Origin of the sequence: Roseivivax halodurans JCM 10272 (assembly GCF_000521785.1) — a bacterium.
Classification (GTDB): domain Bacteria; phylum Pseudomonadota; class Alphaproteobacteria; order Rhodobacterales; family Rhodobacteraceae; genus Roseivivax; species Roseivivax halodurans.
On sequence record NZ_JALZ01000005.1, the window covers coordinates 128,077 to 151,350 of the forward strand.

At 68.4% G+C, this 23,274-nt stretch carries 23 protein-coding genes and 2 tRNA genes; 13 read left to right on the forward strand and 12 right to left on the reverse strand.

Annotated elements, in window-relative coordinates; all coding sequences use genetic code 11:
• Positions 1–215 precede the first annotated feature (215 nt).
• The 4 genes from leuS to OCH239_RS06810 are packed head-to-tail and all read left to right on the forward strand — an operon-like array spanning position 216 to position 4,958.
• A complete protein-coding gene (gene leuS / locus OCH239_RS06795; RefSeq protein ID WP_037260427.1) occupies positions 216–2,804 on the forward strand; it encodes a leucine--tRNA ligase in 2,589 nt (862 codons plus the stop codon).
• On the forward strand, positions 2,791–3,279 hold the full coding sequence (gene lptE, locus OCH239_RS06800; protein ID WP_037260223.1) for an LPS assembly lipoprotein LptE: 489 nt from the start codon (positions 2,791–2,793) through the stop codon (positions 3,277–3,279). Before leuS ends, lptE begins: the two co-directional genes overlap by 14 nt.
• Positions 3,280–3,286: 7 nt before the next feature.
• Complete coding sequence (holA, locus tag OCH239_RS06805; protein ID WP_037260225.1) at positions 3,287–4,312, forward strand: DNA polymerase III subunit delta; 1,026 nt, start codon at positions 3,287–3,289, stop codon at positions 4,310–4,312.
• 55 nt (positions 4,313–4,367) lie between these two features.
• The gene (locus OCH239_RS06810; protein WP_037260227.1) at positions 4,368–4,958 is read left to right on the forward strand and encodes a glutathione S-transferase family protein; all 591 of its coding nucleotides are present in this window, start codon (positions 4,368–4,370) and stop codon (positions 4,956–4,958) included.
• A gap of 72 nt (positions 4,959–5,030) precedes the next feature.
• On the opposite strand, the gene OCH239_RS06815 is transcribed toward OCH239_RS06810, so the two are convergent.
• The gene (locus OCH239_RS06815) at positions 5,031–6,224 is read right to left on the reverse strand and encodes a TIGR03862 family flavoprotein (RefSeq protein WP_037260229.1); all 1,194 of its coding nucleotides are present in this window, start codon (positions 6,222–6,224) and stop codon (positions 5,031–5,033) included.
• Positions 6,225–6,267: 43 nt separating this feature from the next.
• Here OCH239_RS06815 and OCH239_RS06820 point away from each other — a divergent pair, with 43 nt between their 5' ends.
• Complete coding sequence (locus tag OCH239_RS06820; RefSeq protein ID WP_037260231.1) at positions 6,268–6,591, forward strand: HNH endonuclease family protein; 324 nt, start codon at positions 6,268–6,270, stop codon at positions 6,589–6,591.
• A 15-nt stretch (positions 6,592–6,606) separates the two neighbouring features.
• On the opposite strand, the gene OCH239_RS23830 is transcribed toward OCH239_RS06820, so the two are convergent.
• From OCH239_RS23830 to OCH239_RS06830, 3 genes are read right to left on the reverse strand one after another with little or no spacing between them, the layout of a single operon-like run.
• Positions 6,607–7,341, reverse strand: coding sequence for a molybdopterin cofactor-binding domain-containing protein (locus OCH239_RS23830; protein ID WP_341871945.1), 735 nt, complete (start codon positions 7,339–7,341; stop codon positions 6,607–6,609).
• A gap of 30 nt (positions 7,342–7,371) precedes the next feature.
• Positions 7,372–8,844 carry a molybdopterin cofactor-binding domain-containing protein gene (locus tag OCH239_RS06825; protein ID WP_341871946.1) on the reverse strand — a complete coding sequence of 491 codons (1,473 nt, stop codon included), beginning with the start codon at positions 8,842–8,844 and terminating at the stop codon, positions 7,372–7,374.
• A complete protein-coding gene (locus OCH239_RS06830; RefSeq protein ID WP_037260429.1) occupies positions 8,841–9,308 on the reverse strand; it encodes a (2Fe-2S)-binding protein in 468 nt (155 codons plus the stop codon). Before OCH239_RS06830 ends, OCH239_RS06825 begins: the two co-directional genes overlap by 4 nt.
• A gap of 186 nt (positions 9,309–9,494) precedes the next feature.
• Here OCH239_RS06830 and OCH239_RS21635 point away from each other — a divergent pair, with 186 nt between their 5' ends.
• Positions 9,495–12,458, forward strand: a complete 2,964-nt coding sequence (locus tag OCH239_RS21635; RefSeq protein ID WP_051489337.1) for a methyl-accepting chemotaxis protein — start codon at positions 9,495–9,497, stop codon at positions 12,456–12,458.
• A 36-nt stretch (positions 12,459–12,494) separates the two neighbouring features.
• On the opposite strand, the gene OCH239_RS22575 is transcribed toward OCH239_RS21635, so the two are convergent.
• Positions 12,495–12,578, reverse strand: a tRNA-Tyr gene (locus OCH239_RS22575).
• Positions 12,579–12,719: 141 nt separating this feature from the next.
• Between OCH239_RS22575 and OCH239_RS06840 the strand changes: the two genes are divergently transcribed.
• Positions 12,720–13,502: a TrmH family RNA methyltransferase gene (locus OCH239_RS06840; RefSeq protein WP_037260234.1), complete on the forward strand. Its 783-nt coding sequence runs from the start codon at positions 12,720–12,722 to the stop codon at positions 13,500–13,502.
• Between the two features lie 49 nt (positions 13,503–13,551).
• Here OCH239_RS06840 and nusB read toward each other — a convergent pair whose 3' ends face one another.
• The 5 genes from nusB to OCH239_RS06865 form a co-directional block, all read right to left on the reverse strand.
• Positions 13,552–14,052, reverse strand: coding sequence for a transcription antitermination factor NusB (gene nusB / locus OCH239_RS06845; RefSeq protein ID WP_037260236.1), 501 nt, complete (start codon positions 14,050–14,052; stop codon positions 13,552–13,554).
• A 25-nt stretch (positions 14,053–14,077) separates the two neighbouring features.
• On the reverse strand, positions 14,078–14,599 hold the full coding sequence (locus OCH239_RS06850) for a 6,7-dimethyl-8-ribityllumazine synthase (protein WP_037260238.1): 522 nt from the start codon (positions 14,597–14,599) through the stop codon (positions 14,078–14,080).
• The gene (gene ribB / locus OCH239_RS06855) at positions 14,599–15,726 is read right to left on the reverse strand and encodes a 3,4-dihydroxy-2-butanone-4-phosphate synthase (protein ID WP_037260240.1); all 1,128 of its coding nucleotides are present in this window, start codon (positions 15,724–15,726) and stop codon (positions 14,599–14,601) included. The genes OCH239_RS06850 and ribB overlap by 1 nt, the downstream gene beginning before the upstream one ends.
• A 383-nt stretch (positions 15,727–16,109) precedes the next feature.
• On the reverse strand, positions 16,110–16,859 hold the full coding sequence (locus OCH239_RS06860; RefSeq protein WP_037260242.1) for a COG3904 family protein: 750 nt from the start codon (positions 16,857–16,859) through the stop codon (positions 16,110–16,112).
• On the reverse strand, positions 16,856–18,193 hold the full coding sequence (locus tag OCH239_RS06865) for an AAA family ATPase (protein ID WP_037260244.1): 1,338 nt from the start codon (positions 18,191–18,193) through the stop codon (positions 16,856–16,858). Before OCH239_RS06865 ends, OCH239_RS06860 begins: the two co-directional genes overlap by 4 nt.
• A 116-nt stretch (positions 18,194–18,309) precedes the next feature.
• On the opposite strand from OCH239_RS06865, the gene OCH239_RS06870 reads away from it, so the two are divergent.
• Positions 18,310–18,777: an MmcB family DNA repair protein gene (locus OCH239_RS06870; RefSeq protein ID WP_037260246.1), complete on the forward strand. Its 468-nt coding sequence runs from the start codon at positions 18,310–18,312 to the stop codon at positions 18,775–18,777.
• Here OCH239_RS06870 and OCH239_RS06875 read toward each other — a convergent pair.
• The gene (locus OCH239_RS06875; protein WP_037260248.1) at positions 18,755–18,955 is read right to left on the reverse strand and encodes a DUF6324 family protein; all 201 of its coding nucleotides are present in this window, start codon (positions 18,953–18,955) and stop codon (positions 18,755–18,757) included. The genes OCH239_RS06870 and OCH239_RS06875 overlap by 23 nt on opposite strands.
• Positions 18,956–19,065: 110 nt before the next feature.
• On the opposite strand from OCH239_RS06875, the gene OCH239_RS06880 reads away from it, so the two are divergent.
• Together OCH239_RS06880 and OCH239_RS06885 are read left to right on the forward strand one after the other, a co-directional pair.
• Positions 19,066–19,545, forward strand: coding sequence for a GNAT family N-acetyltransferase (locus OCH239_RS06880; protein ID WP_037260250.1), 480 nt, complete (start codon positions 19,066–19,068; stop codon positions 19,543–19,545).
• A gap of 67 nt (positions 19,546–19,612) precedes the next feature.
• Positions 19,613–19,689, forward strand: a tRNA-His gene (locus tag OCH239_RS06885).
• Between the two features lie 89 nt (positions 19,690–19,778).
• Here the strand turns inward: OCH239_RS06885 and OCH239_RS06890 are convergent.
• Complete coding sequence (locus tag OCH239_RS06890; protein WP_037260252.1) at positions 19,779–20,081, reverse strand: DUF6476 family protein; 303 nt, start codon at positions 20,079–20,081, stop codon at positions 19,779–19,781.
• Here OCH239_RS06890 and OCH239_RS06895 point away from each other — a divergent pair.
• The 3 genes from OCH239_RS06895 to OCH239_RS06905 all read left to right on the forward strand — a co-directional run bounded on the left by OCH239_RS06895 (position 20,080) and on the right by OCH239_RS06905 (position 23,262).
• Positions 20,080–21,135 carry an RluA family pseudouridine synthase gene (locus tag OCH239_RS06895; protein WP_037260254.1) on the forward strand — a complete coding sequence of 352 codons (1,056 nt, stop codon included), beginning with the start codon at positions 20,080–20,082 and terminating at the stop codon, positions 21,133–21,135. The two genes, OCH239_RS06890 and OCH239_RS06895, sit on opposite strands and share 2 nt — an antisense overlap.
• A 148-nt stretch (positions 21,136–21,283) precedes the next feature.
• The gene (gene rpoH, locus OCH239_RS06900; protein ID WP_037260433.1) at positions 21,284–22,180 is read left to right on the forward strand and encodes an RNA polymerase sigma factor RpoH; all 897 of its coding nucleotides are present in this window, start codon (positions 21,284–21,286) and stop codon (positions 22,178–22,180) included.
• Between the two features lie 113 nt (positions 22,181–22,293).
• On the forward strand, positions 22,294–23,262 hold the full coding sequence (locus OCH239_RS06905; protein WP_037260256.1) for a Gfo/Idh/MocA family protein: 969 nt from the start codon (positions 22,294–22,296) through the stop codon (positions 23,260–23,262).
• The last annotated feature ends 12 nt before the right edge of the window (positions 23,263–23,274 follow it).

A 23,274-nucleotide genomic window follows, 5' to 3' on the forward strand; every position in this document is an offset into this window, starting at 1 on the left:
CTTTCGCCCGTCATGGCATATCGCGCCGAGACGTGGAACGCGGGCGCCGTTGGGACGGCATCGGCCGGGCCTTTCCCGTCGGCTCGGACGGCATTTCCGGCCGGTCCGGCTGCGGACTCGCGCCCCTTCCTCGCGGGCAGGCACTGGACGCGCCCGCGGCCGCGGCCTATCACCCGGGCCTGACAGCATATCCGCACGAACCGATAGGAGCGCCCATGTCGCGCTACGCGCCCGCCGAGATCGAGCCGAAATGGCAGAAGGCCTGGGACGAGGCCCTGACCTTCCGCGCGGAGCGGAAGGACGGCAAGCCGAAGTATTACGTCCTCGAGATGTTCCCCTATCCATCGGGGCGCATCCATATCGGCCATGTGCGCAACTACACGATGGGTGACGTCGTGGCCCGCTACAAGCGCGCGACCGGTCACAACGTGCTGCACCCGATGGGCTTCGACGCCTTCGGCATGCCCGCCGAGAACGCGGCGATGGCGAGCGACGGCCATCCCAAGGACTGGACCTACGGCAACATCGACACGATGGTCGAGCAGATGAAGCCGCTCGGCCTCTCGATCGACTGGAGCCGGATGTTCGCCACCTGCGATCCGGACTATTACGGCCAGCAGCAGGCGCTCTTTCTCGACTTCCTCGAACAGGGCCTCGTCTACCGCAAGAACGCGGTGGTGAACTGGGACCCGGTCGACATGACCGTTCTCGCCAACGAGCAGGTCGAGGACGGCCGCGGCTGGCGGTCGGGCGCCCTGGTCGAGCGGCGCGAGCTGACGCAGTGGTTCTTCCGCATCTCCGATTTTGCCGAGGATCTGCTCGAGGCGCTGGACGGGCTCGACGACTGGCCCGCCAAGGTCAAGACGATGCAGGCCAACTGGATCGGACGGTCGCGCGGGCTTCAGTTCGCCTTCTCGACGATCGACGCCCCGGAAGGCCATGACCGGATCGAGGTCTACACGACCCGCCCCGACACGCTGCTCGGCGCGTCCTTCGTCGGCATCTCTCCCGACCATCCGCTGGCCAAGCAGCTCGAGCGCGAGAACGAGGAGGTCGCCGCCTTCAACGCCGAATGCCGCCGCATGGGCACCTCGGAGGAAGAGCTGGAGACGGCCGAGAAGAAGGGCTTCGATACCGGCATCACCGTGCGCCATCCGTTCGACACGAGCTGGGAGCTGCCGGTCTACATCGCCAACTTCATCCTGATGGATTACGGCACGGGCGCGATCTTCGGCTGCCCGGCGCACGATCCGCGCGACCTCGAATTCGCGCGCAAGTACGAGCTGCCGGTGCAGACCGTCTTCGCCCCCGCGATGGGCGAGGAAGGCACCTTCATCCTCCCCGAGGACGGCGGGCCCGCCTACGTGCCGCCGAAGGTCGAGACCGTGCGCTACCTCAAGCCCTTCGCGGGCGAGGAGGCGATGACCGGAGATGTCGCCATCGATGCCGCCATCGCCTTCTGCGAGGAGAACGGCGTCGGGCAGGGCGTGACCAAGTTCCGCCTGCGCGACTGGGGCCTCTCACGCCAGCGCTACTGGGGCTGCCCGATCCCGGTCATCCATTGCGAGACCTGCGGCGTTGTCCCCGAGAAGAAGGAGAACCTGCCGGTCACGCTGCCCTACGACGAGGACGGCAAGCCGATCGACTTCTCCGTCCCGGGCAACCCGCTCGACCGCCATCCCTCGTGGCGCGACGTGTCCTGTCCGAGCTGCGGCGCGGCCGCCCGGCGCGAGACCGACACGATGGACACGTTTGTCGATTCGTCTTGGTACTTCGCGCGTTTCACCGCGCCGAAGGCCGAGACGCCCACCGACATGGCCGATGCCGAGTACTGGATGAACGTCGACCAGTATATCGGCGGGATCGAGCACGCGATCCTGCACCTGCTCTACGCGCGCTTCTTCTCCCGTGCGATGCACCTGACCGGACACCTACCGGAGAAGAGCCGGGAGCCCTTCGATGCGCTCTTCACGCAAGGCATGGTCACCCACGCGATCTTCCAGACCAAGGACAAGGCGGGCCGTCCGGTCTTCCACTTCCCCGAGGACGTGGAGCTGCGCGACAATTCCGCGTTCCTGAAGGACGGTACCGAGGTCGAGATCGTGCCCTCGGCCAAGATGTCGAAGTCCAAGAAGAATGTCGTCGATCCGGTGGAGATCGTCACGCAATACGGCGCCGACACCGCGCGCTGGTTCGTCCTCTCCGACAGCCCGCCCGAGCGCGACGTCGAATGGACCGCCGCGGGCGCGGAGGCCGCCTCCAAGCATCTCGGCCGCGTCTGGCGCATCGCTTCCGAGGCGGCCGCGTCGGAAGCGGCATCGGGCGAGGGCGACGAGCCGCTCCTGCGCGAGATGCACAAGACGATCCACGACGTGACGCAAGGCATCGACAGCTTCGGCTTTAACGCCGCCATCGCTCGGCTCTACGGCTTCACCTCGACGCTCTCGAAGTCGGATGCCGGCGCGGACGCCAAGCGCCAGGCCGCGCGCACGCTCGCGCAGCTCATGTCGCCGATGACGCCGCACCTCGCCGAGGAGATGTGGGCGACTCTCGGCGGAGAGGGCCTCGTCGCCGACGCGCCATGGCCGGTGGCCGACGAAAGCATGATGGTCGAGGACACGGTGACCATGCCGATCCAGATCAACGGCAAGCGCCGCGGCGAGGTCGTGGTCCCGAAGGAGATGGAGAAGGCCGAGGTCGAAGAGCTCGCGCTCTCGCACCACGCCGTTCTCAAGGCGCTGGATGGCGCATCGCCGAAGAAGGTGATCGTCGTGCCTGGACGGATCGTCAATGTCGTGGTGTGACCGCAGGACCCTGCTGTGGGCGCTCGCCGCGCTCCCGGCCTGCGGTTTCACGCCGGCCTACGGGCCGTCGGGCTCGGCCAGCCGCCTGCAGGGACAGCTCGCGCTGTCGGACCCCGAGGGCGAGCCCGGGTACCTGCTGAACCGCCGGATCGAGGACCGCCTCGGCTATGCCCCGGGCGGCACCTACCGGCTCTATACGGACATCACGACGAACCAGACCGATCTCGGGACCACCTCGACCGGCGCGACCACCCGCTACCGGATCATCGGCTCGGTCGGCATCCGGCTGACGGACACCGCGACAGGACAGGTCCTGCTGTCCGACACCGTCGACAGCTTCACCAGCTATTCCGCGACGGGTTCCTCCGTCGCGACCCTGGCCTCCGAACGCGACGCGCTCGAGCGGCTGATGACCATTCTCGCGGACCGGATCGTCGACCGCCTGATCCTCGCCGCCGGCAACCTGCCCGCCTGAGGCGCGCATGAAGCTCTCTCCCCGCGACGCCCCGGCCTATTTCGCCAGACCCGACCCCGAGAAGGCGGGCCTTCTGATCTACGGCGAGGACGCGATGCGCGTCGCGCTGCGCCGTCAGGAGGTGATCGCGGCACTGATCGGCCCCGCGGGCGAGGAGGAGATGCGCCTGACCCGCCTCTCCGGCGGCGATCTGAGGAAAGAGCCTGCACTCCTGATGGACGCGATCAAGGCGCAGGGCTTCTTTCCGGGCCCCCGCGTCGCCTTCGTCGAAGAGGCGACCGACAGCGCTTTCCCGGCGATCGAGGTGGCGCTCACGGACTGGCGCCCCGGCGACGCGCAGATCGTCGTGACCGCCGGAGCGCTCAAGGCCTCCTCGAAGCTCCGCAAGCTCTTCGAGGGGCACCGGGAGGCCTACGCCACCGGCATCTACAACGATCCGCCCGGCCGCGCCGAGATCGAGGAGACGCTCAAGAAGGCGGGCCTCGCGCGGATCGACCAGGCCGCGTCCGAAGCGCTCTTCGCGCTGGCCCGCGCGCTCGATCCCGGCGATTTCCGCCAGACGGTCGAGAAGATCTCGCTCTACAAGCACGGCGACGACAGCGCCCTCACCGCCGAGGAGGTCGCGCTCAACGCGCCCGCCACCTCGGATGCGGACATCGACGACGTCCTCAACGTCGTCGCCGAGGGCCGCGTCGGCGAGGTCGGACCCGTCATGCAGCGCCTCGAGGGGCAAGGGGTGGCGGCCGTCACGCTCGTCATCTTCGCCCTGCGGCATTTCCGCATCCTGCACGCCGCCGCCTCCGATCCCGGCGGCCCGGGTCAGGGGATCGGACGTGTGAAGCCCCCGGTCTTCGGGCCGCGCCGCGACGCGATGCTGCGGCAGGCGCAGGGCTGGGGCATGCACCGGCTCGAACAGGCGCTGCGGGTGCTGACCGAGACCGACCTCACGCTCCGCTCCGCCGGGCAGCGCGGCCCGCAGATGGCCCTCGTCGAGCGCGCGATGATCCGCCTCGCCATGCTCGCGCGCCGCTAGGGGCCCTTGCCGCCCGGCTGCCGCTCCGCCAGTGTCGCGCCCGAGGAGGACCCCCATGAGCTACACCCTGATCGGCTCCGGCCGCACCCGTGCCTTCCGCGCGCTCTGGATGCTGGAGGAGCTCGGCGCCGACTACACCCACGTCCCCGCGGCGCCCCGCGCGGCCGAGGTCACGCAGGTCTCGCCGCTCGGCAAGGTGCCGGTGCTCATCGACGGCGATCACGTCATTCCCGATTCAGGGGCGATCCTGCACTACCTCGCCGACCGGCACGGCGCGCTCACCTATCCCGCCGGCACGCCCGAGCGCGCGCGCCAGGACGCCTGGACCTTCAGGATCCTCGACGAGCTCGACGCTCTGCTCTGGACCGCCGCGCGGCACAGCTTCGTCCTCCCCGAGGCCGAGCGCGTGCCCGAGATAAAGGACGCCGTGAAACACGAGGTCGCGCGCAACTTCACCCGGATCGCGGCCGAGATCCCCGGACCCTTCGTCATGGGCGAGACGATGACCGTGGCCGACATCCTGCTCTGCCATTGCGGCTCCTGGGCGGTGGCGGCCAAGGTCCCCGACCTGCCGCCGGCGATGCGCGACTGGTCGAAGCCGCTCCGCGACCGCCCCGCCTTCAAGCGCGCCGCCGAAAAGGCCTGACACGTCCGGGCTTCTTCTTGGGAAAAATACTCCGGGGTGAATTGGCCGAATGGCCAAGAGGGGCAGCGCCCCTCACCCGTCGTGCAGGGCAGCGTGACGCCCGGCCCAGAGCCCGGTCGCGAGACAGGCGGTGAGGAGGTAGCCGCCTGTCGGAGCCTCCCAGTCCAGCATCTCGCCCGCGGCGAAGGTGCCCGGCCGCGCGGCGAGTTCGAGCCCTTCGGTGAGACCGTCCCACCGGAGCCCGCCCGCCACCGAGATCGCCTCGTCGAGCGGCGCGAGCCCCCGGTGCGGCACCGACAGCGCCTTCAGGAGCGAAGCCAGCGCCTCCGGCTCGCGCGTCAGCGGCCGGGCGCACTCCATGACCAGCGCCCGCGCCGCCGGCGGGAGCCGCGCCGCCTTGCGCAGCCGGTTCGACGCGCTGTCCTTGGCCGGTCCCTTGCGAAGCCGCGCCTCGAGCATCTGCACCTCGACATCCGGCGCGAGATCGAGCTCCAGCGGGGCGCCTTCTCGGAGCGCGGGCGAGAGCGGATAGAGCCCGCCTCCCTCGAGCCCGCGCTCCGAGATCACCACCTCGCCGCGAGAGGCGAGCGCGCCGGCGCGCAGGCCGATGTTCTTCAGCGGCGACCCGAGATGCGGCTCCATATGCGGCGACCACTCCACCCGCAGCCCGGCATTGGCCGGGGTGAAGGGCGCGACCGGCGCGCCGAGATCGCCGACCGGACCGGTCCAGTGCCCGTCCGATCCAAGCCGCGCCCAGCTCGCCCCGCCGCAGGCAAGGACCGTCACGCGCGGGGCGATCCGGCACTCCCCGTCCGGCGTCTCGAAGCGGGCGAGATCCCCGTCCCAGCCGCTCCAGCTCCAGCGCGTCCGGGTCTCGAGCCCGAGCCCTGCGAGCCGCGCGAGCCATGCGCGCAGCAGGGGCGAGGCCTTCATCGCCTCCGGAAAGACGCGGCCCGTCGAGCCTGCGAAGACGGGCTGACCGAGCCCCTCCGCCCAGGTCGCGACCGCCTCCGGCGGCAGCGCCTCGATCATCGGGCGCAGGCAGGGCGCGGCCTCACCGTAGGCGGCAAGGCAGGTCTCGACGTCCTCGGCCTTGGTCAGGTTCAGCCCCGACTTGCCCGCCATCAGGAATTTCCGCGCGAGGCTCGGCTTCTGCTCGGTCAGCAGCACCTTGCGGCCCGCGGAAAGCAGCGCGTCCGCGGCCATCAGCCCGGCCGGTCCTCCGCCGATCACCAGCGCATCGACGCTCTCTCGGGTGTCGGTCATGGGCGGCTTGATCTCCGGTCGGATTGAGCCACCCTCATCTCCCGTGAGCGAGACAAGTGCAACGGCAGCGAAGGACGGCAATCCCGTCTGCGCGCTCTGCGGTCGAGAGATCCCGCCGCACGTGCGGCAGAGCTGGCACCATCTCGTCCCCAAGCTCAAGGGCGGCAAGGGCGGACCGGTCGTCCTGCTGCACCAGATCTGCCACAACGAGATCCACACGACCTTCACGGAAGGAGAGCTCGCGCGAGAGTTCAACACGGTCGAGGCTCTCCGTGCCCATCCGCGCATGGCGGGGTTCCTGGCCTGGGTCGCCAAGCGCCCCCCGGGCTTTCACAAGCGCAGCGCCGGCGGCCGGCGCAAGCGCTGAGCGCGCGTCGGTGGGTCAGGCGAAGGTCACGAACCGGTCGAAAGGCATCTCGCGAAGCCGCTGCCCGGTCGCGGCGAAGATCGCATTGGCAAGCGCCGGCGCCGCGGGCGGGACCGGCGGCTCTCCGATGCCACGGATCGCAGGGCCGTTCTCGAGCCCGCGCACGTCCATTCGCGGCGCCTGATGCAGGCGCATGCCCGGCGCGTTGTCGTAGTTGCGTTGCCGAGCCATGCCGCCCGCATAGGTGATCTCGGAATTCATGGCGTGGCCAAGACCCCAGATCACCCCGCCCTGCACCTGGTTCTCGAAATTCACGGGATCGACGATCCGCCCCACATCCGCGGCGACCCAGACCGTCTCGATGCGGATCCCGGCCTCGGTCATCGCGACCTCCACGATCTCGGCGCAGGGCACCCCGAAGCTCTCGACCAGCGCGACGCCTCGCCCGCGCCCGTTCCCGCCCGGACCGGTCCAGTCCGACATCTCGCCCACGGCCTCGAGCACTTTTCGGTGATGGTCGACGCGGCACATCGAGAGGCGGGCCTCGAGCGGGTCGAGCCCGGCCGCGTGGATCAGCTCGTCGAGAAAGGCCTCCCCGAAGAAACCCGCCGTCGAGGCGCCGACGGACCGCCACGAGGACACCGGCGCGAGCCCCGGCACCGCATAGGCCCGCACCCGCATGTTCCCGATCCCGTAGCTCGCGTTCCAGAGACCGGCGGGCAGTTGCAGGTCGGGTCCCGGCAGCGGCATCCCGAGCCGCGAGAATTGCGAGGCGGTGGGCTAGGGCGCGGCGATCTGCACGTCGAGCACGTCGATCCGTCCGTCCCGGATCGCCCCCCGCGCCCGCGCCATGGCGATCTGGCGGGGAAAATCGAGCGCGAAATCCTCCTCGCGCGAGAAGGTCAGCTTCACCGGCGTGCCCGGCACCTGCGCCGCGATCTCGGCCACCGCGCGGATGTTCTCGAATTCGAGGCGATGCCCGAAACTGCCGCCTGCTGCGACGTTGTGGAAGATCACGTCCTCCGCAGATACGTCAGCCGCCTCGGCCGCGACGTCCTGCAGGAAGCGCGGCATCTGGTGCGCCGCCCAGATCTTGAGCGTTCCGTCCTCCATGAGGGCGGTGGCGTTGAGCGGCTCCAGCGGCTGGTGCGCCACGTAAGGCGCGCGGTACTCCGCCTCGATCGTTTCGGCGCCGTCGGGGGCCGCCTCCACGTCGCCGTCGTGCCGCCACTCCTTGTCGAGCAGATCCTCGGTGAACGCCTCGGAAAGCGCCGCCCAATGCCCTTCCTGCTCGGCGGGGTAGGGCGCGGCCTCCCACTCGCAGGTCACGGCGTGGGCCGCCTTCATCGCGGTCCAGCTGTTGTTCGCAACGACCGCCAATCCGCCGCCGATCTCGAGCACATGCGTGACGCCCGGCATCGCCTCGGCGGCACTCGCGTCATAGCTTGCCAGCCCCGCGCGGGTCGGGCTCAGACGCACCGCCGCATGCACCATGCCCGGCAGCGTGACGTCGATCCCGTATTCCTGCGTGCCGGTGGACTTCGCCACGATGTCGAGCCGCTGCATGGGCGTGCCGATCAGCCGCCATTCGGACGGCGCCTTCAACGCCACATCGGTCACGGGCTCCATCACCGCCGCGCGTGCCGCGAGCGCGGTATAGGGCCGCCTCTCGCCACCGGGCAGGATCACCGCGCCCGCCTCGGTGGAAAGGTCCGCGCGCGCGACACCCGCCTCTTTCGCCGCCGCTTCCTTCAGCGTCTCACGCGCCACCGCGCCGGCGACGCGCAGCTTCTCCCAGCTGTCGGGCACGGAAGAGGAGCCGCCAGTGACCTGCACGCCGAGCATCTTGATCGCGCCCGACATCACGTCGCGCACGGTCTCGGCCATCAGGCTGCGATCGGTGGAGCGGAAGGGCGCGCTCTCGTCCGAAAGAGCGCGATTCCAGTAGGCGGGGGAGGGCGGGCCGAAGGCGGTCTCGAACCCGTCCATCCCGAGGTCCATCTCCTCGGCGATCAGCAGCGCCTGCATCGAGGTCGCGCCCTGTCCGAGATCGGCATGGGGCGTGATCAGGGTGATCCGCTCCGGCCCGACGATGACCCACGGGTTGAACGTGGCCTCTCCCTCCGCCAGCCCGTCTTTCAGCGGATTCGCGTCCGGGCGCCGCACCGCCCAGGTGCCGAAAGCGACGCCGCCCGCCAAAGCCGCCGCGCCGACCATAAGCGCGCGGCGGGTGATCCGACCCGCCCGGCTCATCCCTCCGCCTCCCGCAGGCGACTGGCGGCGTCCCGGACCGCCGCGCGGATGCGCGGATAGGTCCCGCAGCGGCAGAGGTTGCCGGTCATCGCGGCATCGATCTCGGCCTTGCTCGGGGCGGGGCGCAAATCCAGAAGCGCCGCGGCCTGCATGATCTGTCCCGACTGGCAATAGCCGCACTGCGCCACCTGCGCCTCGATCCAGGCCGCCTGCACGGGATGCGGTTCTGCCGGTGAGCCGAGCCCCTCGATCGTCGTGACGCGTGCGCCGCCCAGCTGTCCGACGGGGCGCAGGCAGGACCGCACCGCCATCCCGTCGACATGGACGGTGCAGGCGCCGCATTGCCCGATGCCGCAGCCGTATTTCGTGCCCGTGAGCCCGAGAATGTCCCGCAGCACCCACAGGAGCGGCATGTCTGCCGGAGCATCCACCTGCCGCGCCGCGCCGTTCACCTCGATCTCGATCATCGCCGAACCCTCCCAGACCGGAAGGAGGGGCAGCGGCTTCGCTTGTCAAGCAAGCCCGTGCGTCGAAGCCGCGAACGCTTCGAATCCGAGCAAATTCGAGCGTCCGAGCCGTCGCGGATTAAACCTTTGGGAACGCGTTGGCCGTAGGACCTGAAGCGGACAGAAATGTGCGGGGATTGCACAATGCAGGCGTTCAATCGGGTCCGGCTCGCGTTCAAGCTGCCGATCATCATGTCGCTCCTCGTCGCCATCGCCGTGGCGGTGACTGCGACTGTCGGCTTTCAGCGGGCCAACCACGCCGCCGTCGAAAGCGCGCGCTCGCAGCTCGCTTCGGTCTCGCATCTCACCGGCCGGCGCGTTCAGTCGCTGCTCGATGCGATCGGCCGGGAGCTTGAGGTCCAGGCCGACAGCACCATGGCGGCCGACGCGCTCCGCGATTTCACGCGGTCCTTCGATGCGCTGGACGATCCGCTCGCCGAATTGACCCAAGCGTTCGTCACGGCGAATCCGAATCCTGTCGGCGAGCGGGACAAGCTCCTGCGCGCCAATACCGGGACGCTCTACGACGCGGTGCACGCCCGGTATCACCAGAGCTACGATAGCCTTCAGAACAGGTCCGGGTATTACGATGTCTTCCTGATCACGCCGGGCGGGGACGTCGTCTATTCGGTCTTCAAGGAAAGCGATTTCGCAACCAACCTCAATTCCGGGCAATGGAAGGACACCGGGCTCGCCCGCGCCTTCCGCGGCGCGATCGAGGCGGAGGAGGGCGGAATGGCCTTCGACGATTTCGCGCCCTACGGACCGAGCGCCGACGCGCCAGCCGCCTTCATCGCGCGGCGCGTCTATGACGGAGGCGGGCAGGTTCTCGGAGTGCTGGCCTTCCAGATGCCGATCGAGAATCTGAACGCGACCACACAGAACCTGACCGGCCTGCGCGACTCCGCCGCGGCCTATATCGTCGGTCCCAACGGCTATCTGCGCTCGGATCTCGAAGACACGCCCGAGGTGGATATCCTCGTGCGGCGGATGGACGATGTGGCGGTGACTTCGGCACTCGCGGGGCAGGCCGGCCTCGCCGAAATCCCCGGCGTCACCGGAGAGCCGGCGCTGGCCGCCTACGAGCCCGTCGACGCGTTCGGCACGCGCTGGGCGGTTGTGACGGTCGAAAGCCAGGCCTCGATACTCTCGAGCGTCACGGCCTTGCGCACTGCGTTCGTTCTGATCGGCCTTGGTGTCACGGCCGTCGCGCTTCTCGTCTCGGCGCTTCTTTCGAGCTCGATCTCCCGCCCCATCGACCGGGTGCGCCGGGCGATGTCCGCGATCCGCGCAAAGGACTTCTCGCACGTGGTTCCCGCCACCGGCCGCGGCGACGAGATCGGCGAGATGGCCCGCACGCTCGAGGGCTTCCGCGACGAACTCGCGCGGGGCGACGAGCTTGCCCGCGAGGCCGCGTTCAAGGGCAACGCCTTCGGAAAGAGCGGCTCTGCCATGATGATGGTCAACGAGCAGCTCGACCTTATCTACGCCAATGACGCGGTGGTCGAGATGCTGAACACCGTTTCCGCCGGCTTCGAAGCCCTGACCGGGATCCGGACGCCCGAGGATCTCGTCGGAATCGGCATCGATCGGGTGCATCCGGGCCTCGCGGAGTACCGCAGCATCCTCGGAGACCCGGGGCGCCTTCCGCATCGGATCGTGCTGCCGGTCGGACATTCCTTCTTCGAGGTCAATCTCAACGCCGTGCTCGACGAGGACGGCAAGCAGATCGGCGCCTTGCTCGAATGGCGCAACCAGACAAAGTCGGTGCGCGACGGGGCCATGATCGCCGCGCTCGATTCCTCGTCCATCCGGATCGAGGTCGGGAAGGACGGCAAGGTCCGCTGGGCCAACGACAATGCCGTCCGCGTGCTCGGCGTCTCGCGACAGGAGGCGATCGGTCGCCCCATCGACACGCTGGTGGAGCCCGACCCGGGGGCGTCAGCCCAGATCGCGGCCCTCTCGGAGATCGTCCGGACCTCGTCCGCAGCCGACGGCGCGATGCGCGTAACCGGAAAGTCGATCCTTCTCGAGGGACAGATCACGCCGATGACCGATCCTTTCGGAAAGCCCTCCGGCATCGTGCTGATCGCCCAGAATGTCACCACGGAACGCTCCGCGGCTCGCAGGGCGGAGGCCGCCCGCGAAGAGGCGGAGGCCGATCAGGCGCAGGTCGTCGAGGCGCTCGGCGAAGGTCTCGTCCGTCTTTCCGAGGGCGATCTCACCTGCCAGATCGACACGCCGTTCAGCGAAAGCTACGAATCGCTGCGCGAGACCTTCAACGCCGCCACACTGAAGCTGCGCGACGCCATCGTCAGCATCTTCGAGAGCGCCTCTTCCATGCGCGGCGACACCGAGCAGATCAGCACCGCGGCCCAGGATCTTTCGCGGCGCACCGAGGCACAGGCGGCGACGCTCGAGCAGACGGCGTCCGAACTCGATCACATCACGAACTCCGTGCAATCCTCGGCCGAAAGCGCGCGCAGCGCGGCGGATTCGGTTGCCAAGACACGCGACGACGTCGAAACCAGCGGCAGTGTCGTGCACGATGCGATCACCGCGATGGGCGAGATCGAATCCTTCTCCAAGAAGATCGCCACGATCATCGGCGTGATCGACCAGATCGCCTTCCAGACGAACCTGCTGGCCCTCAACGCCGGCGTCGAGGCAGCGCGGGCGGGGGAGGCGGGCCGCGGTTTCGCCGTCGTCGCCTCCGAGGTGCGGGCGCTGGCGCAGAATTCCTCCCAGGCGGCGCGCGAGATCAACGGGCTCATCACGTCCTCTTCGGCCCAGATCGAGAGCGGCGTGTCGCTGGTCAGCGCGACCGGCGAGTTCCTCGAGCGGATCATGGCGTCGGTCTCGGCGATCTCCGAGGACATCCGCGCCATCGCGGCGAGCTCCGGCGAGCAATCGGCCGGCCTGCGGAAGATCAACGAGGCGGTGACCAAGCTCGATCAGGTGACGCAGCAGAACGCGGCGATGTTCGAACAGACCAGCGCCTCGACTGTCGCGCTGGCGCAGGAGGCCGGCGGCCTGATCAGTGGCATGCGCCAGTTCCGCGTCGGAGCGCACAGCGAGATGCAGGGAGAGGCTCGGGCGGCCTCCTAAGAGCTGCCAGTGATCGGCCGATGCAATGGAAGGAAGTGGTGGGCGACCCTGGAATCGAACCAGGCGTGGGTCTCCCCGGCGGATTTACAGTCCGCTGCCGCACCTTGCAGCTCGTCGCCCATCGCGTCTCCGGGCGATGAGCCCGGCGCCGACGTGCGGGCGTCTCTAAACGCGCCCCCGGGGAGGGTCAACAGGAAAATCCCGAGCCTCTTGTGCCCCGCCGCCCCTGGTGTCAGAGGGAGCCTCAAAGGGGATGACGGCATGGCGAAGAAACCGGATTGGGTGGTCCGCAAGGAGCAGGCGGCGCGGCAGCGGGGACAGGAGGAGGTCTGGTTCTTCGGCCTGCATGCGGTCCGCGACGCGCTGCTCAATCCCCGCCGCGAGAAGCTGCGCCTGATCGTCACGCCGAACGCCGAGGCGAAGCTTGCGGATGCCATCGCCGCGGCAGGCATTGCGCCCGAAGTTTCCGACCCTCGGAAGTTCGCTGCACCGCTCGATCCGGGGTCCGTGCATCAGGGCGCAGCGCTCGCCGTGCATCCGCTCGACTGGGGGAGGCTCTCGGACATCGCCGTGCCGGAGACCGATCTGCCTGCCCGCGTCCTGCTGCTCGACAGGGTCAGCGATCCGCACAATGTCGGCGCGATCCTGCGATCGGCTGAGGTTTTCGGGGCCCGCGCGGTGGTCGGCACGCTGCATCATTCGGCGCCCGAAACAGGTGCGCTCGCCAAGACGGCCAGCGGCGCGCTCGAGCGGCAGCCCTACCTGCGCGAGACCAACCTCTCGCGCGCCATGACGCAGCTTCAGGACGTCGGATACACGCTGATTGGCCTCGACGGCGAGGCGGAACGGACCCTGGACGAGGCCGTCGCGCCGATCCGGGACCGTCCGATCGGTCTTGTCCTCGGTGCCGAGGGGCCGGGACTCCGACCGAAGACCAAGGACACCTGCGACATCCTCGCAAGGATCGATGCCGCCGGGGCGTTCGGCTCCCTCAACGTCTCGAACGCCGCGGCCGTCGCGCTCTACGCGGCGACGCGGCGCTAGAGCCACCGGGCCGGCCGAAGCCCAGCGTGTCCAAGGGCGCTTCCCGGGCTCAGAATGCCTCGGGTTTGGCCTCGCGCGCCATGTGGTCGAGCACGGCGTTCACGAAGCGGGCCTCGCGGCCTTCTGGATAGAAGTCCTTGGCGATGTCGACATACTCGACGATCACCACCTTGGGGGGCGCGTCGGTCGCCACGAGCTCGGCGCCCGCCGCTCGGAAGAGCGCGCGCAGGGTCGGGTCGATCCGATCGATCGGCCATTTCGCCACCAGCGCACGGTCGGTCATCTGGTCGATGCGCGCCTGCCAGTTCACCGCCTGGTCGATCACCATGCGGAAATGGTCGATGTCGCCGTCGATCATCTCCTCGCCCTCGATCAGCTCAAGTCCGAAGCGGTGGGCCAGGAACTCCTCGCGCACCTGGTCCGCGGAGAGCGAGGAATGCTCCATTTGGAACAGGGCCTGGACCGCATGCAGCCGTGCCGCCGAGCGGCGCAGCTTCTTCATCTGACGCGGATCAAGCCGGGCGGCGTCGGAGGCGGGATCGGGGCTCATGAGGGGTCGTGGTCCTTGGCGAAGGTCAGGAAGAGGCAGCGTCGTCGCGCATGGTCGCGAATCCGATGCCCTTGCGCGAAGACCCCCATGTGCGCCCGAGCGCGATCAGATGCAAGGCCGCGGCCGCCGCGCCGGCGCCCTTGTTCTGACCGGCGGGATCGGCGCGGACCTGCGCCTGCTCCATGGTCTCAACCGTCAGGATGCCGTTGCCGATGCAGAGCCCCTGCAGCCCGAGCAGCGTGATCCCGCGCGAGCTGTCGTTGCAGACGGTCTCGTAATGCGTGGTCTCGCCGCGGATCACGCAGCCGAGCGCGACGTAGCCGTCAAAATCCTTCATCCGGCCGGCGATGCCGATCGCGGTCGGGATTTCGAGCGCGCCCGGCACCTCGATCGTCTCGTGGGTGCCGCCCACCGCCTCGATCTCGGCGCGCGCGCCGGCGATCAGGTCGTCGGCGATGGCGCGGTAGAAGGGCGCGACGACGATGAGGAGCTTCGGCCCCTCGTCGAAGGTCGCGCGGGGCATCTCGTAGTGATCCGTCGAGGCCATCAGCCAAGCTCCGATATCTTGCGGGTGCCGACGATCTCGAGGCCGTAGGCCTCGAGGCCCACAACCTTTGGCGTCGGCGAATTGGTCAGGAGGGTGAGCTTCGAGAGCCCGAGCGAGGAGAGGATTTGCGCGCCGAGCCCGTATTGCCGCAGCGTCTTGGGGGTGACGCTGTCCGGCACGTCGAGCTTCATTGCGGTGTCGCGCAGCAGCACGACGGCGCCGCGGCCCTCGTCCGCCACGGCGCGCATCGCGTCGCGGAACTCGTCGGCGCGCCCCTTGGGGCCCGACCCGACGATGTCGAGCATCGGGTCCATCGCGTGCATCCGCACCAGTACCGGCTCGTCGCCCGAGAGATCGCCCTTGGAGAGGACGATATGCTCGTCGCCATGGGTGGTGTCGGTGTAGATCCGCATGTCCCATTCGCCGCCGAATTCGGACGCGATCACCTCGTGCTTCTGAACCGAGACGAGGTTGTCGTTGCGCCGGCGGTAGCCGATCAGGTCCGAGATCGTGCCGATCTTGAGCCCGTGGCGCTGCGCGAAGGCGATGAGCTCGGGCAGGCGCGCCATCGTGCCGTCCTCGTTCATGATCTCGCAGATCACGCCGGCGGCGTTGAGCCCCGCGAGGCGGGCGATGTCGACCGCCGCCTCGGTGTGGCCGGCGCGCACGAGCGTGCCGCCGTCCTTGGCGCGCAACGGAAAGACGTGGCCCGGAGTGGCGATGTCGGCCGCGCCCTTCGAGGAATCGATCGCCACCTGGATCGTGCGCGCCCGGTCGGCGGCCGAGATGCCGGTGGTCACGCCCTCGCGCGCCTCGATCGACACGGTGAACGCGGTCTCGTGTCGCGAGGAATTGTTTGAGGACATGAGGCTCAGCCCGAGCTCCTCGATCCGGTCGCTGGTCATGGCGAGGCAGATGAGGCCGCGTCCATGCGTCGCCATGAAATTGATGACGTCGGGGGTCGCGTATTGCGCCGGGATCACGAGGTCGCCCTCGTTCTCGCGGTCCTCGTGGTCGACGAGGATCACCATGTGTCCGTTGCGCGCATCCTCGAGGATCTCGTCCACGCTCGAGATGGCGTCGCTCCAGTCGGTCTCGACCGGGCCGGGTGTTTCGAAGTCGGTCATGCGGCTCCCTCGGATCTGCCCGGGCCAGATAAGGCACCGGTGGCCCGAAGGCCAGAGGCATGACGTCGAAGGGGGATGGGCGGCGGGACCACCACAACCGTGTGGTTATCTCATTCCCGAGGACCTGTATATACAGGTGGGCGCCGGAAGTACTCAGACCAGGGCCTGAGCAGAGCCAACTCCCTCGGAATTGCTTAAGGCCACCGGAATGCAACCGTGTCACGAGAAGGGTAGACCGCCTGCCAATCGAATTAGGAACGGCGCGGCGGCGTGACAAGGGCGCGGCGCTGCGATTTGCGCGCATTTCGTGACAGATGCGAAGATCGGCGATCAGCACGAAGTCGCCCGCGACAGCCCGATCGGTGGGAGCACCCGCCGCGGAGTCACTCGGGAGAGGTGAAACCGTAACGCTCAAGCTCCTCGGGCAGGAGCACGTAGATCTCGTCCGGCGGCGTCGCGAGGGCGTGGGTCATGACCAGTGGGTCGATCCCCATGTCCTCGAGATAGGTCATCACCTCGGCCTGACCGCGCTGGATGTCTTCGACGGCGAAGCGCGCGGGAAAGAGGGTGTTCTCGCCGAAGTAATGCTGGTGCACACCGACGCTGGCCTCAGCATCGACCGTGCGGCTCGCCCCGCCAGCGAGCAGGTAGGGACAAGCCGAGAAGCAGTATTCGCCCGCCAGCATCTCGGTCCCGATCCCCTCGCGCCGCAGATGCCGGCCGAGCCGCAGCGCCTCCTGCACCGCACCTCCCGGAGATTGCAGCACCAGCGTCTCGGGGGCGGGCTGCACCTCCGCGAGGCGCGCGATGATCCGGTCCGCGTCGCCCTCGGCGATGCCGCCCTCGAGCCGCCAGCGCGCGCCCTCGACCTGCGTGAGCGTCAGCCGCCCGGGCAGATCGCCCGGATCGCGCGCGGGTTCGGTCGCCGGACGGGAGCGCGAGGGATCGAAGGTGCGCCGCTGGTCGCCGGGGCGCACGGGCTCGGTCAGTTCCGGCGCCGACGGCCCGAAGCCGGGCATCGACAGACCGCCCTGGCCGATATCCATGTCGCCGATCACGAGGAGCGCGCCGATCCCGACCTGGAACGCGAGGACACCCTTCAGCACCCGTCCGATCGAGGTGCCGCCGCTCACGTGCGCCCCTTGAACGGCGCGACGCCGGAAACCGGGCGCTCGTCCTGGGTGGCGTCGGGCGCATCCGGCGCCTCTTCGGGTGGCGCGGGCGGAGCGTGCCGGTGGTCAAGGTCGTGGACCGCGCCCTCGACGTCGCGCACTGCTTGGAGCGCCGCGCGCAGCTCTGCCAGCGTGAGCGTGTCCTCGACGCCAGCGCCCTCGCGACCCGTGCGGATCGCGGCCTGCGTGATGGCGAGGATGAAGACGAGCACGGCGGGCAGGAGGTCAATCGCGATCGCCCCGGCCCAGGATGGCACGAAGTTGCGGGCGTAGAGGATTACCGCATCCGCCGAGGAGACCGGCGTGTAGGTCACCTCCTCGGCGGGCGCCATGTCCTGCACGTTCTGCGCCGCGCGCTCGAGCGTCTGGGCCCGGCTCGCGAGCACGTCGAGCACCGAGGTGATCGCCGCCTGCTGGCTGCCGCGGCCCTCCTCGGTCGCGCCGTCGAGCTCGGGCAGCACCACCGAGGCCGAGAGATCCTGCGCCGCCCGCTCCACCAGCGAGGCGACCGAGAGCTGCCGCAGCCGGGTGATCAGCCCCTGTAGCTGCACCGCCGCTTCGGAAAACTCGACCGACCGCGCCTCGACCGGCCCCTGCTCGACTGTCAGTGCGCGCATCCGGCTGAGGATCGCGTTGCCCTCCGAGAAGGCCTGCTCGACGAGCGGCGTCTGGCTCGCAATCTGGTCTTCGAGCGCGGCGAGCTCCTCGGATTTCTGAGTGAGGACGCGAAAGACCGCACCCCGCCCGGCGAGACCCGACAGCGATCCCGCTGCTTCCTGCTCCGAGAGGTCCTGGAACGATTGCCGTACCCGCGCGACGTCACGCTCGAGCGCCTGACCCGACAGCGCCACCTCGTGCGCGCGTTCGAGGCTCGTCTGGTAATCCTGCACGGTCACAGCGAGGTGCTGCTCCACCGCCGCCGATCCGGCGAGCGCCGCGGCGTTCAGCCACGACGACATCGCGACGATGGCGAGCGAGCCCACGCCCATCGCCGCAAAGAGCCCGGCCCGCGCGCCCGAGGACCGCACAGCGGGAAAGAGCCGCAGCATGTATGACCAGAAAACGAAGATCCCGACCGACACCGCCGTCGCATAGGCGATGGCGGCGAAGACCGTCATCGCGCCGTTGTCCTCGAGCAAGGACGAGACGCCGAGATAGGTGTAGATGCCGGAGGCCACCGACAGGACGCCGAGCGCGGTGCCCGAGAAGGTCTCGAGCCAGCCGACATGACCTTCGAGTTCGCGCGAATACCGCACCCCGCGCGCCTCGGCCCGGCTCATTCGCTGCTCTGACATCTTACACTCCCACCACTCGGCTCCTTAAACTATGTACGAACGGCGCCCCGGCAAAGTCAGCACACACCCGCGCGAGGGTCTTGCGCATGTTCGCCCATTGTTCCTAAATTCGCTTCATGCCTTTCGATCCCGACCCGATTCTCATGCCCGGTCAGCTTCTCGCCCGCGGTGTCTGCCGCCACCTTTCGGGCGCGCTCGGCTTTGCCTGCGTCGAGGAATTCGTGCCCGAGCGGGGCAAGCGCGTCGACGTGATGGCGCTCGGCCCCAAGGGCGAGATCTGGGTGGTGGAATGCAAGTCGAGCCGGGCCGACTTCATGTCCGACGGCAAGTGGGAGGGGTATCTCGACTGGTGCGACCGGTATTTCTGGGCGGTGGATGAGGCCTTCCCGACCGACCTGCTGCCGGACGGGACAGGCCTCATCGTCGCGGACGCCTACGACGCCGAGGTGCTGCGCATGGCGCCCGAGCACAAGCTCGCCGGCGCCCGGCGCAATGCGCTGATCCGCAAGTTCGCCTTCCACGCCGCGCGCCGCCTGCAGGCCGCGCGCGATCCCGAGGCGATCAGCGTTTGGACTTCGGTTTGACCCTGGCCGCGGCCTCGGCGGCGCCGGTGAGTTCCTCGGCGATCTCGCGCGCCTCGTCGGGAGAGAAATCCATCGGGACCTCGACCCCGTCGGCACTGATGTAGAGCCGCACCATCCCCTGATCGGTCGGCCCGATCTGCAGGTTGGCTTCCATGTCGCGTTCGTCGTTGATGCCCATCGGGTCCTCCGTCCGGCGGCGCGCGCCGGGCATGTCTGCTGAATTCAAGGTGCAGCGAAATACGCGCTGGGGCGTTGAAAATCAAGCCGCGGCATGTCTCTGATACCCTCATGGACGTCCGTTTGAGAGAATTCGGACCCGCCGACGCCGACTGGCTGGTCGAGGCTCACGGCACGCATTACGCGGCCGAAGAGGGGTTCGATGCGAGCTTCGCCCGTCTCGTGCGCCGGATCGTCGACGACTTTCTCGCGTCGCACGACCCAGGCTGCGAACGCGGCTGGATCGCCGAGGCGGACGGCACCCGGCTCGGCTGCATCTTCTGCGTGAACGCCGGGGAGGGCGCCGCGAAGCTGCGGCTCTTCCTGCTGATGCCGGAGGCGCGCGGGCAGGGGCTCGGCCGGCACCTGCTGCAGACCTGCATGGGCTGGGCGCGGGAGCGGGGTTATACCCGGATGGTGCTCTGGACCCACGAGAGCCACCGCGCGGCCTGCGCGCTTTATGCCCGCACCGGCTGGAGCTGCGTTTCCTCGCGCCCGGTGCACAGCTTCGGGCAGGACCTTGTCGAGCTGCACTGGGAAATCGCGCTCTGACGCGGCGCGAGATCGCCGCAAGCGGGGTTGCATCACTTTCGATGAGGCGCTAAATGCCCGCTCCAGTGCCGCCTTAGCTCAGTAGGTTAGAGCGCTAGATTGTGGATCTAGAGGTCCCCCGTTCGAGCCGGGGAGGCGGTACCATTCCTTCAGACGGAAACCCGACCGGGCAGGGGCTCCGCGCCGCCGCGCGTTCCGCGCGTCTCCCCGGGATATTTACGTCAAGAAGAAGATCACGGCGCGGTCTCGATCGCCACGCGCTGGCGGATCTCGCCGGTCAGGCGGTCGAAGATCAGGATCTCGTCGGCATCCGTCACGACGGCGTACCATTCCTCGCCCTGCGTCAGTGCCGTGGCGCGGGCGCCGCCCGGCAGGGAAATCTCCGCGGGGAGCGGCATCGAGGGCGCGCGCAGGCGGATGACAAGCGCGGCCGCCACCGTTAGAACCCCGCCGATCATCACGATCGTCAGCACCGTCACCAGCGCCTTGATGAACCGCAGATCTGGGGCGCCGGGCTCTTTTGGAGTTTCGTCCATGTCCACCCGCACCTTCCGCGTCACGATTCAGGCGGCGCCGCCCGCCCGCCTTGATAAGGCGCTGGCCCGCGATGTGCCAGAGGAGGCCGGCCTGTCGCGCACGCGACTCGCGCGGCTCATCGCGGACGGGGCGGTGACGCGGGCGGGGGCGGCGCTGACCGATGCCAAAGGGGCTGTCGCGGAGGGCGACGAGATCGAGATCGCCGTCCCCGAGGCCGCCGAGGTCGAGACCGCGCCGGAGGACATCCCGCTGCGGATCCTGCACGAGGACGACGACCTCTGCGTCGTGATGAAACCCGCGGGCATGGTGGTGCATCCCGCGCCGGGCAGTCCGTCGGGGACGCTAGTGAACGCGCTCCTGCACCATTTCGGGGAAGACCTTTCGGGCATCGGCGGCGAGAAGCGGCCCGGCATCGTGCACCGGATCGACAAGGATACGAGCGGGCTTCTGGTAGTGGCGAAAACCGACCGCGCGCATCACGGGCTCGCCGAGCAGTTCGAGGCGCATACGGTCGAGCGGCGCTACCTCGCGCTCTGCCACGGCGTTCCTGATACCGGCGATCCGCGCTTGCGCGGCACCCGCGGCGTGTCGATCGAGCCGGGCGCGGTCGTGAAGGTCACGAGCGGCATCGGGCGCCACCGCACCGACCGGCAGCGGCAGGCGGTCTATTTCGGCACCGGACGCCGCGCGGTGACGCGGGCGCAGGTGATCGAGAGCTTCGGTGCGCCGCCCGCCGTGGCGCTCATCGAGTGCCGGCTCGAGACCGGGCGCACGCACCAGATCCGCGTACATCTGACCCATGCGGGGCACGCCCTCGTGGGTGACCCGGTCTACGGCACCAACCGCAAGGTGCCGCAGAAGGCTCTGCCCAGCCCCGCCGCCGCGGCGCTGAGAGCGTTTCCCAGACAGGCGCTCCATGCCGCCTCGCTCGGTTTCGAACACCCCGTCACCGGCGAAACGATGCGGTTCGAGGCCGAGCTTCCGCAGGACATGGCCGAGCTGATCACGCTTCTGCGAACAGGTGGGCTCGAAACACACAGCACGAGTGCTTGAGCGCACTGACATCCGGGATCACCTCGGGCACCGACGGCGTTATAGATTTGAAAACGAGTCGAGAGCAGTCTCGCTTGAAACCCCTCGGGCGCCTCCCCACATACCGTCAAAAGGTATGTTAAGCCCATAAACATCTGGAGGGATGGTCATGAGCAATTACGGCAACCTCCCGGCGCCGTCCCCGGAAGCCGGGCTGAGCAAGTACCTCTCCGAGATCCGGAAGTTCCCGCTTTTGGAGCCGGAAGAGGAATACATGCTCGCCAAGCGTTGGGTCGAGGACCAGGACACCCAGTCCGCGCACCGGCTTGTCACCTCGCATCTGCGCCTCGCGGCGAAGATCGCGATGGGATATCGCGGCTACGGGCTGCCGCAGGCAGAGGTCATCTCCGAAGCCAATGTGGGCCTCATGCAGGCGGTGAAGCGTTTCGATCCCGAGAAGGGCTTCCGTCTTGCGACATACGCGATGTGGTGGATTCGCGCCTCGATCCAGGAATACATCCTTCGCTCCTGGAGCCTCGTGAAACTCGGCACGACCTCGGCGCAGAAGAAGCTGTTCTTCAATCTCCGCAAGGCCAAGAGCCGCATCGGCGCGCTGGAGGACGGCGATCTGCGGCCCGAACACGTGCAGAAGATCGCGACGGACCTCGGCGTGACCGAGGACGAGGTGATCTCGATGAACCGGCGCCTGTCGGGCTCGGACGCCTCGCTCAACGCCCAGGTCGGGCAGGAGGGCGAGGGCTCGATGCAGTGGCAGGACTGGCTCGAGGACGAAGACGCCAACCAGGCCGACGATTACGAGGCCAAGGACGAGTTGGAGCAGCGCCGCGCGCTTCTCGCCGACGCGATGGATGTGCTCAATGGCCGCGAGCGCGACATCCTCACAAAGCGGCGTCTCTCCGAGCAGCCGATGACGCTCGAGGACCTGTCGGGCGAATACGACGTCAGCCGCGAGCGTATCCGCCAAATCGAGGTGCGTGCCTTCGAGAAGCTCCAGAAGCGCATGACCGAGCTTGCCAAGGAGCAGGGGATGATGGCCTCAGCCTGAGTTCCACTTCGACAAGGACAGAACGCCGGGCCCCTTCGGGTCCGGCGTTTCCGTTTGCGCATTCTCGCCCTGCGCCGGAGGATGCCGCGAAGACGAAAATAAGGAGCGCAGACATGACAGATCCGGTTCGATGGGGCATTCTCGGTGCCGCGAATTTTGCCCGTACTCACATGGGTCCCGCGATTCACGCGGCGCGGGGCGGCACTCTGGTGGCGATCGCCACCTCCTCGGCGGATAAGGCGCGGCCCTTCGCGGAGTTCGCTCCCGGGTTGCGGGTCCACGAGGATTACGAAGCGCTTGTGGCCGATCCCGAGATCGATGCGATCTACATCCCTCTGCCGAACCACATGCATGTCGACTGGGCGATCCGCGCGCTCGAGTCGGGCAAACCGGTGCTCTGCGAGAAGCCGCTCGCGATGAATGTCGAGAGCTTCGACAAGGTCATCGCGGCCCGCGACCGGACCGGGCTGCTCGCGGCCGAGGCCTACATGATCGTGCACCACCCGCAATGGCAGCGGGCGAAGCAGCTCTACGAGGAGCGCGCGATCGGCGATCTCGTCTCGGTCACGGCGATGTTCAGCTTCAACAATCCCGACATGACCAACATCCGCAACAAGGCCGAGACCGGCGGCGGCAGCATTCCCGACATCGGGGTCTACATCTACGGCTCGGCACGCTTCGTCACCGGAGAGGAGCCGGCCGAGATCCTGCGCGCGGACATTACCTGGGAGAACGGCGTCGACACGCGCGCCCACGTCATGGCGCGCTTTCCGTCCTTCACCTACCAGGGCTACACATCGACGCGCATGGCGCCGTTCCAGGAAGTCGTGTTCCACGGGACGGACGGTATCCTGAAACTAAGCGCGCCCTTCAACGCGGGCGTCTACGGCATGGCCGAGGTCATCGTTCAGGACGGAAAACAGGTGGTCACCAGCGAGCGCTTCCCGGGTGTCAATCAGTACGTCGCTCAGGTCGAGGCGTTCAATGCGAGCCTGCGCGAGGGCAAACCCTACGCCTGCCCGCTAGAATTCTCGCGGGGCACGCAGGCGATGATCGACATGGTCTACGCCGCCGCAGAATAAGCGGAACGAAAA

Bases quoted from the DNA above. Each gene is read 5' to 3' on its own strand.
- leuS (WP_037260427.1), top strand. From the start codon at position 216: ATGTCGCGCTACGCGCCCGCCGAGATCGAGCCGAAATGGCAGAAGGCC.
- lptE (WP_037260223.1), top strand. From the start codon at position 2,791: ATGTCGTGGTGTGACCGCAGGACCCTGCTGTGGGCGCTCGCCGCGCTC.
- holA (WP_037260225.1), top strand. From the start codon at position 3,287: ATGAAGCTCTCTCCCCGCGACGCCCCGGCCTATTTCGCCAGACCCGAC.
- OCH239_RS06810 (WP_037260227.1), top strand. From the start codon at position 4,368: ATGAGCTACACCCTGATCGGCTCCGGCCGCACCCGTGCCTTCCGCGCG.
- OCH239_RS06815 (WP_037260229.1), bottom strand. From the start codon at position 6,224: ATGACCGACACCCGAGAGAGCGTCGATGCGCTGGTGATCGGCGGAGGA.
- OCH239_RS23830 (WP_341871945.1), bottom strand. From the start codon at position 7,341: ATGCCGCTGCCGGGACCCGACCTGCAACTGCCCGCCGGTCTCTGGAAC.
- OCH239_RS06825 (WP_341871946.1), bottom strand. From the start codon at position 8,844: ATGAGCCGGGCGGGTCGGATCACCCGCCGCGCGCTTATGGTCGGCGCG.
- OCH239_RS21635 (WP_051489337.1), top strand. From the start codon at position 9,495: ATGCAGGCGTTCAATCGGGTCCGGCTCGCGTTCAAGCTGCCGATCATC.
- OCH239_RS06840 (WP_037260234.1), top strand. From the start codon at position 12,720: ATGGCGAAGAAACCGGATTGGGTGGTCCGCAAGGAGCAGGCGGCGCGG.
- nusB (WP_037260236.1), bottom strand. From the start codon at position 14,052: ATGAGCCCCGATCCCGCCTCCGACGCCGCCCGGCTTGATCCGCGTCAG.
- OCH239_RS06850 (WP_037260238.1), bottom strand. From the start codon at position 14,599: ATGGCCTCGACGGATCACTACGAGATGCCCCGCGCGACCTTCGACGAG.
- ribB (WP_037260240.1), bottom strand. From the start codon at position 15,726: ATGACCGACTTCGAAACACCCGGCCCGGTCGAGACCGACTGGAGCGAC.
- OCH239_RS06865 (WP_037260244.1), bottom strand. From the start codon at position 18,193: ATGTCAGAGCAGCGAATGAGCCGGGCCGAGGCGCGCGGGGTGCGGTAT.
- OCH239_RS06870 (WP_037260246.1), top strand. From the start codon at position 18,310: ATGCCTTTCGATCCCGACCCGATTCTCATGCCCGGTCAGCTTCTCGCC.
- OCH239_RS06875 (WP_037260248.1), bottom strand. From the start codon at position 18,955: ATGGGCATCAACGACGAACGCGACATGGAAGCCAACCTGCAGATCGGG.
- OCH239_RS06880 (WP_037260250.1), top strand. From the start codon at position 19,066: ATGGACGTCCGTTTGAGAGAATTCGGACCCGCCGACGCCGACTGGCTG.
- OCH239_RS06895 (WP_037260254.1), top strand. From the start codon at position 20,080: ATGTCCACCCGCACCTTCCGCGTCACGATTCAGGCGGCGCCGCCCGCC.
- OCH239_RS06890 (WP_037260252.1), bottom strand. From the start codon at position 20,081: ATGGACGAAACTCCAAAAGAGCCCGGCGCCCCAGATCTGCGGTTCATC.
- rpoH (WP_037260433.1), top strand. From the start codon at position 21,284: ATGAGCAATTACGGCAACCTCCCGGCGCCGTCCCCGGAAGCCGGGCTG.
- OCH239_RS06905 (WP_037260256.1), top strand. From the start codon at position 22,294: ATGACAGATCCGGTTCGATGGGGCATTCTCGGTGCCGCGAATTTTGCC.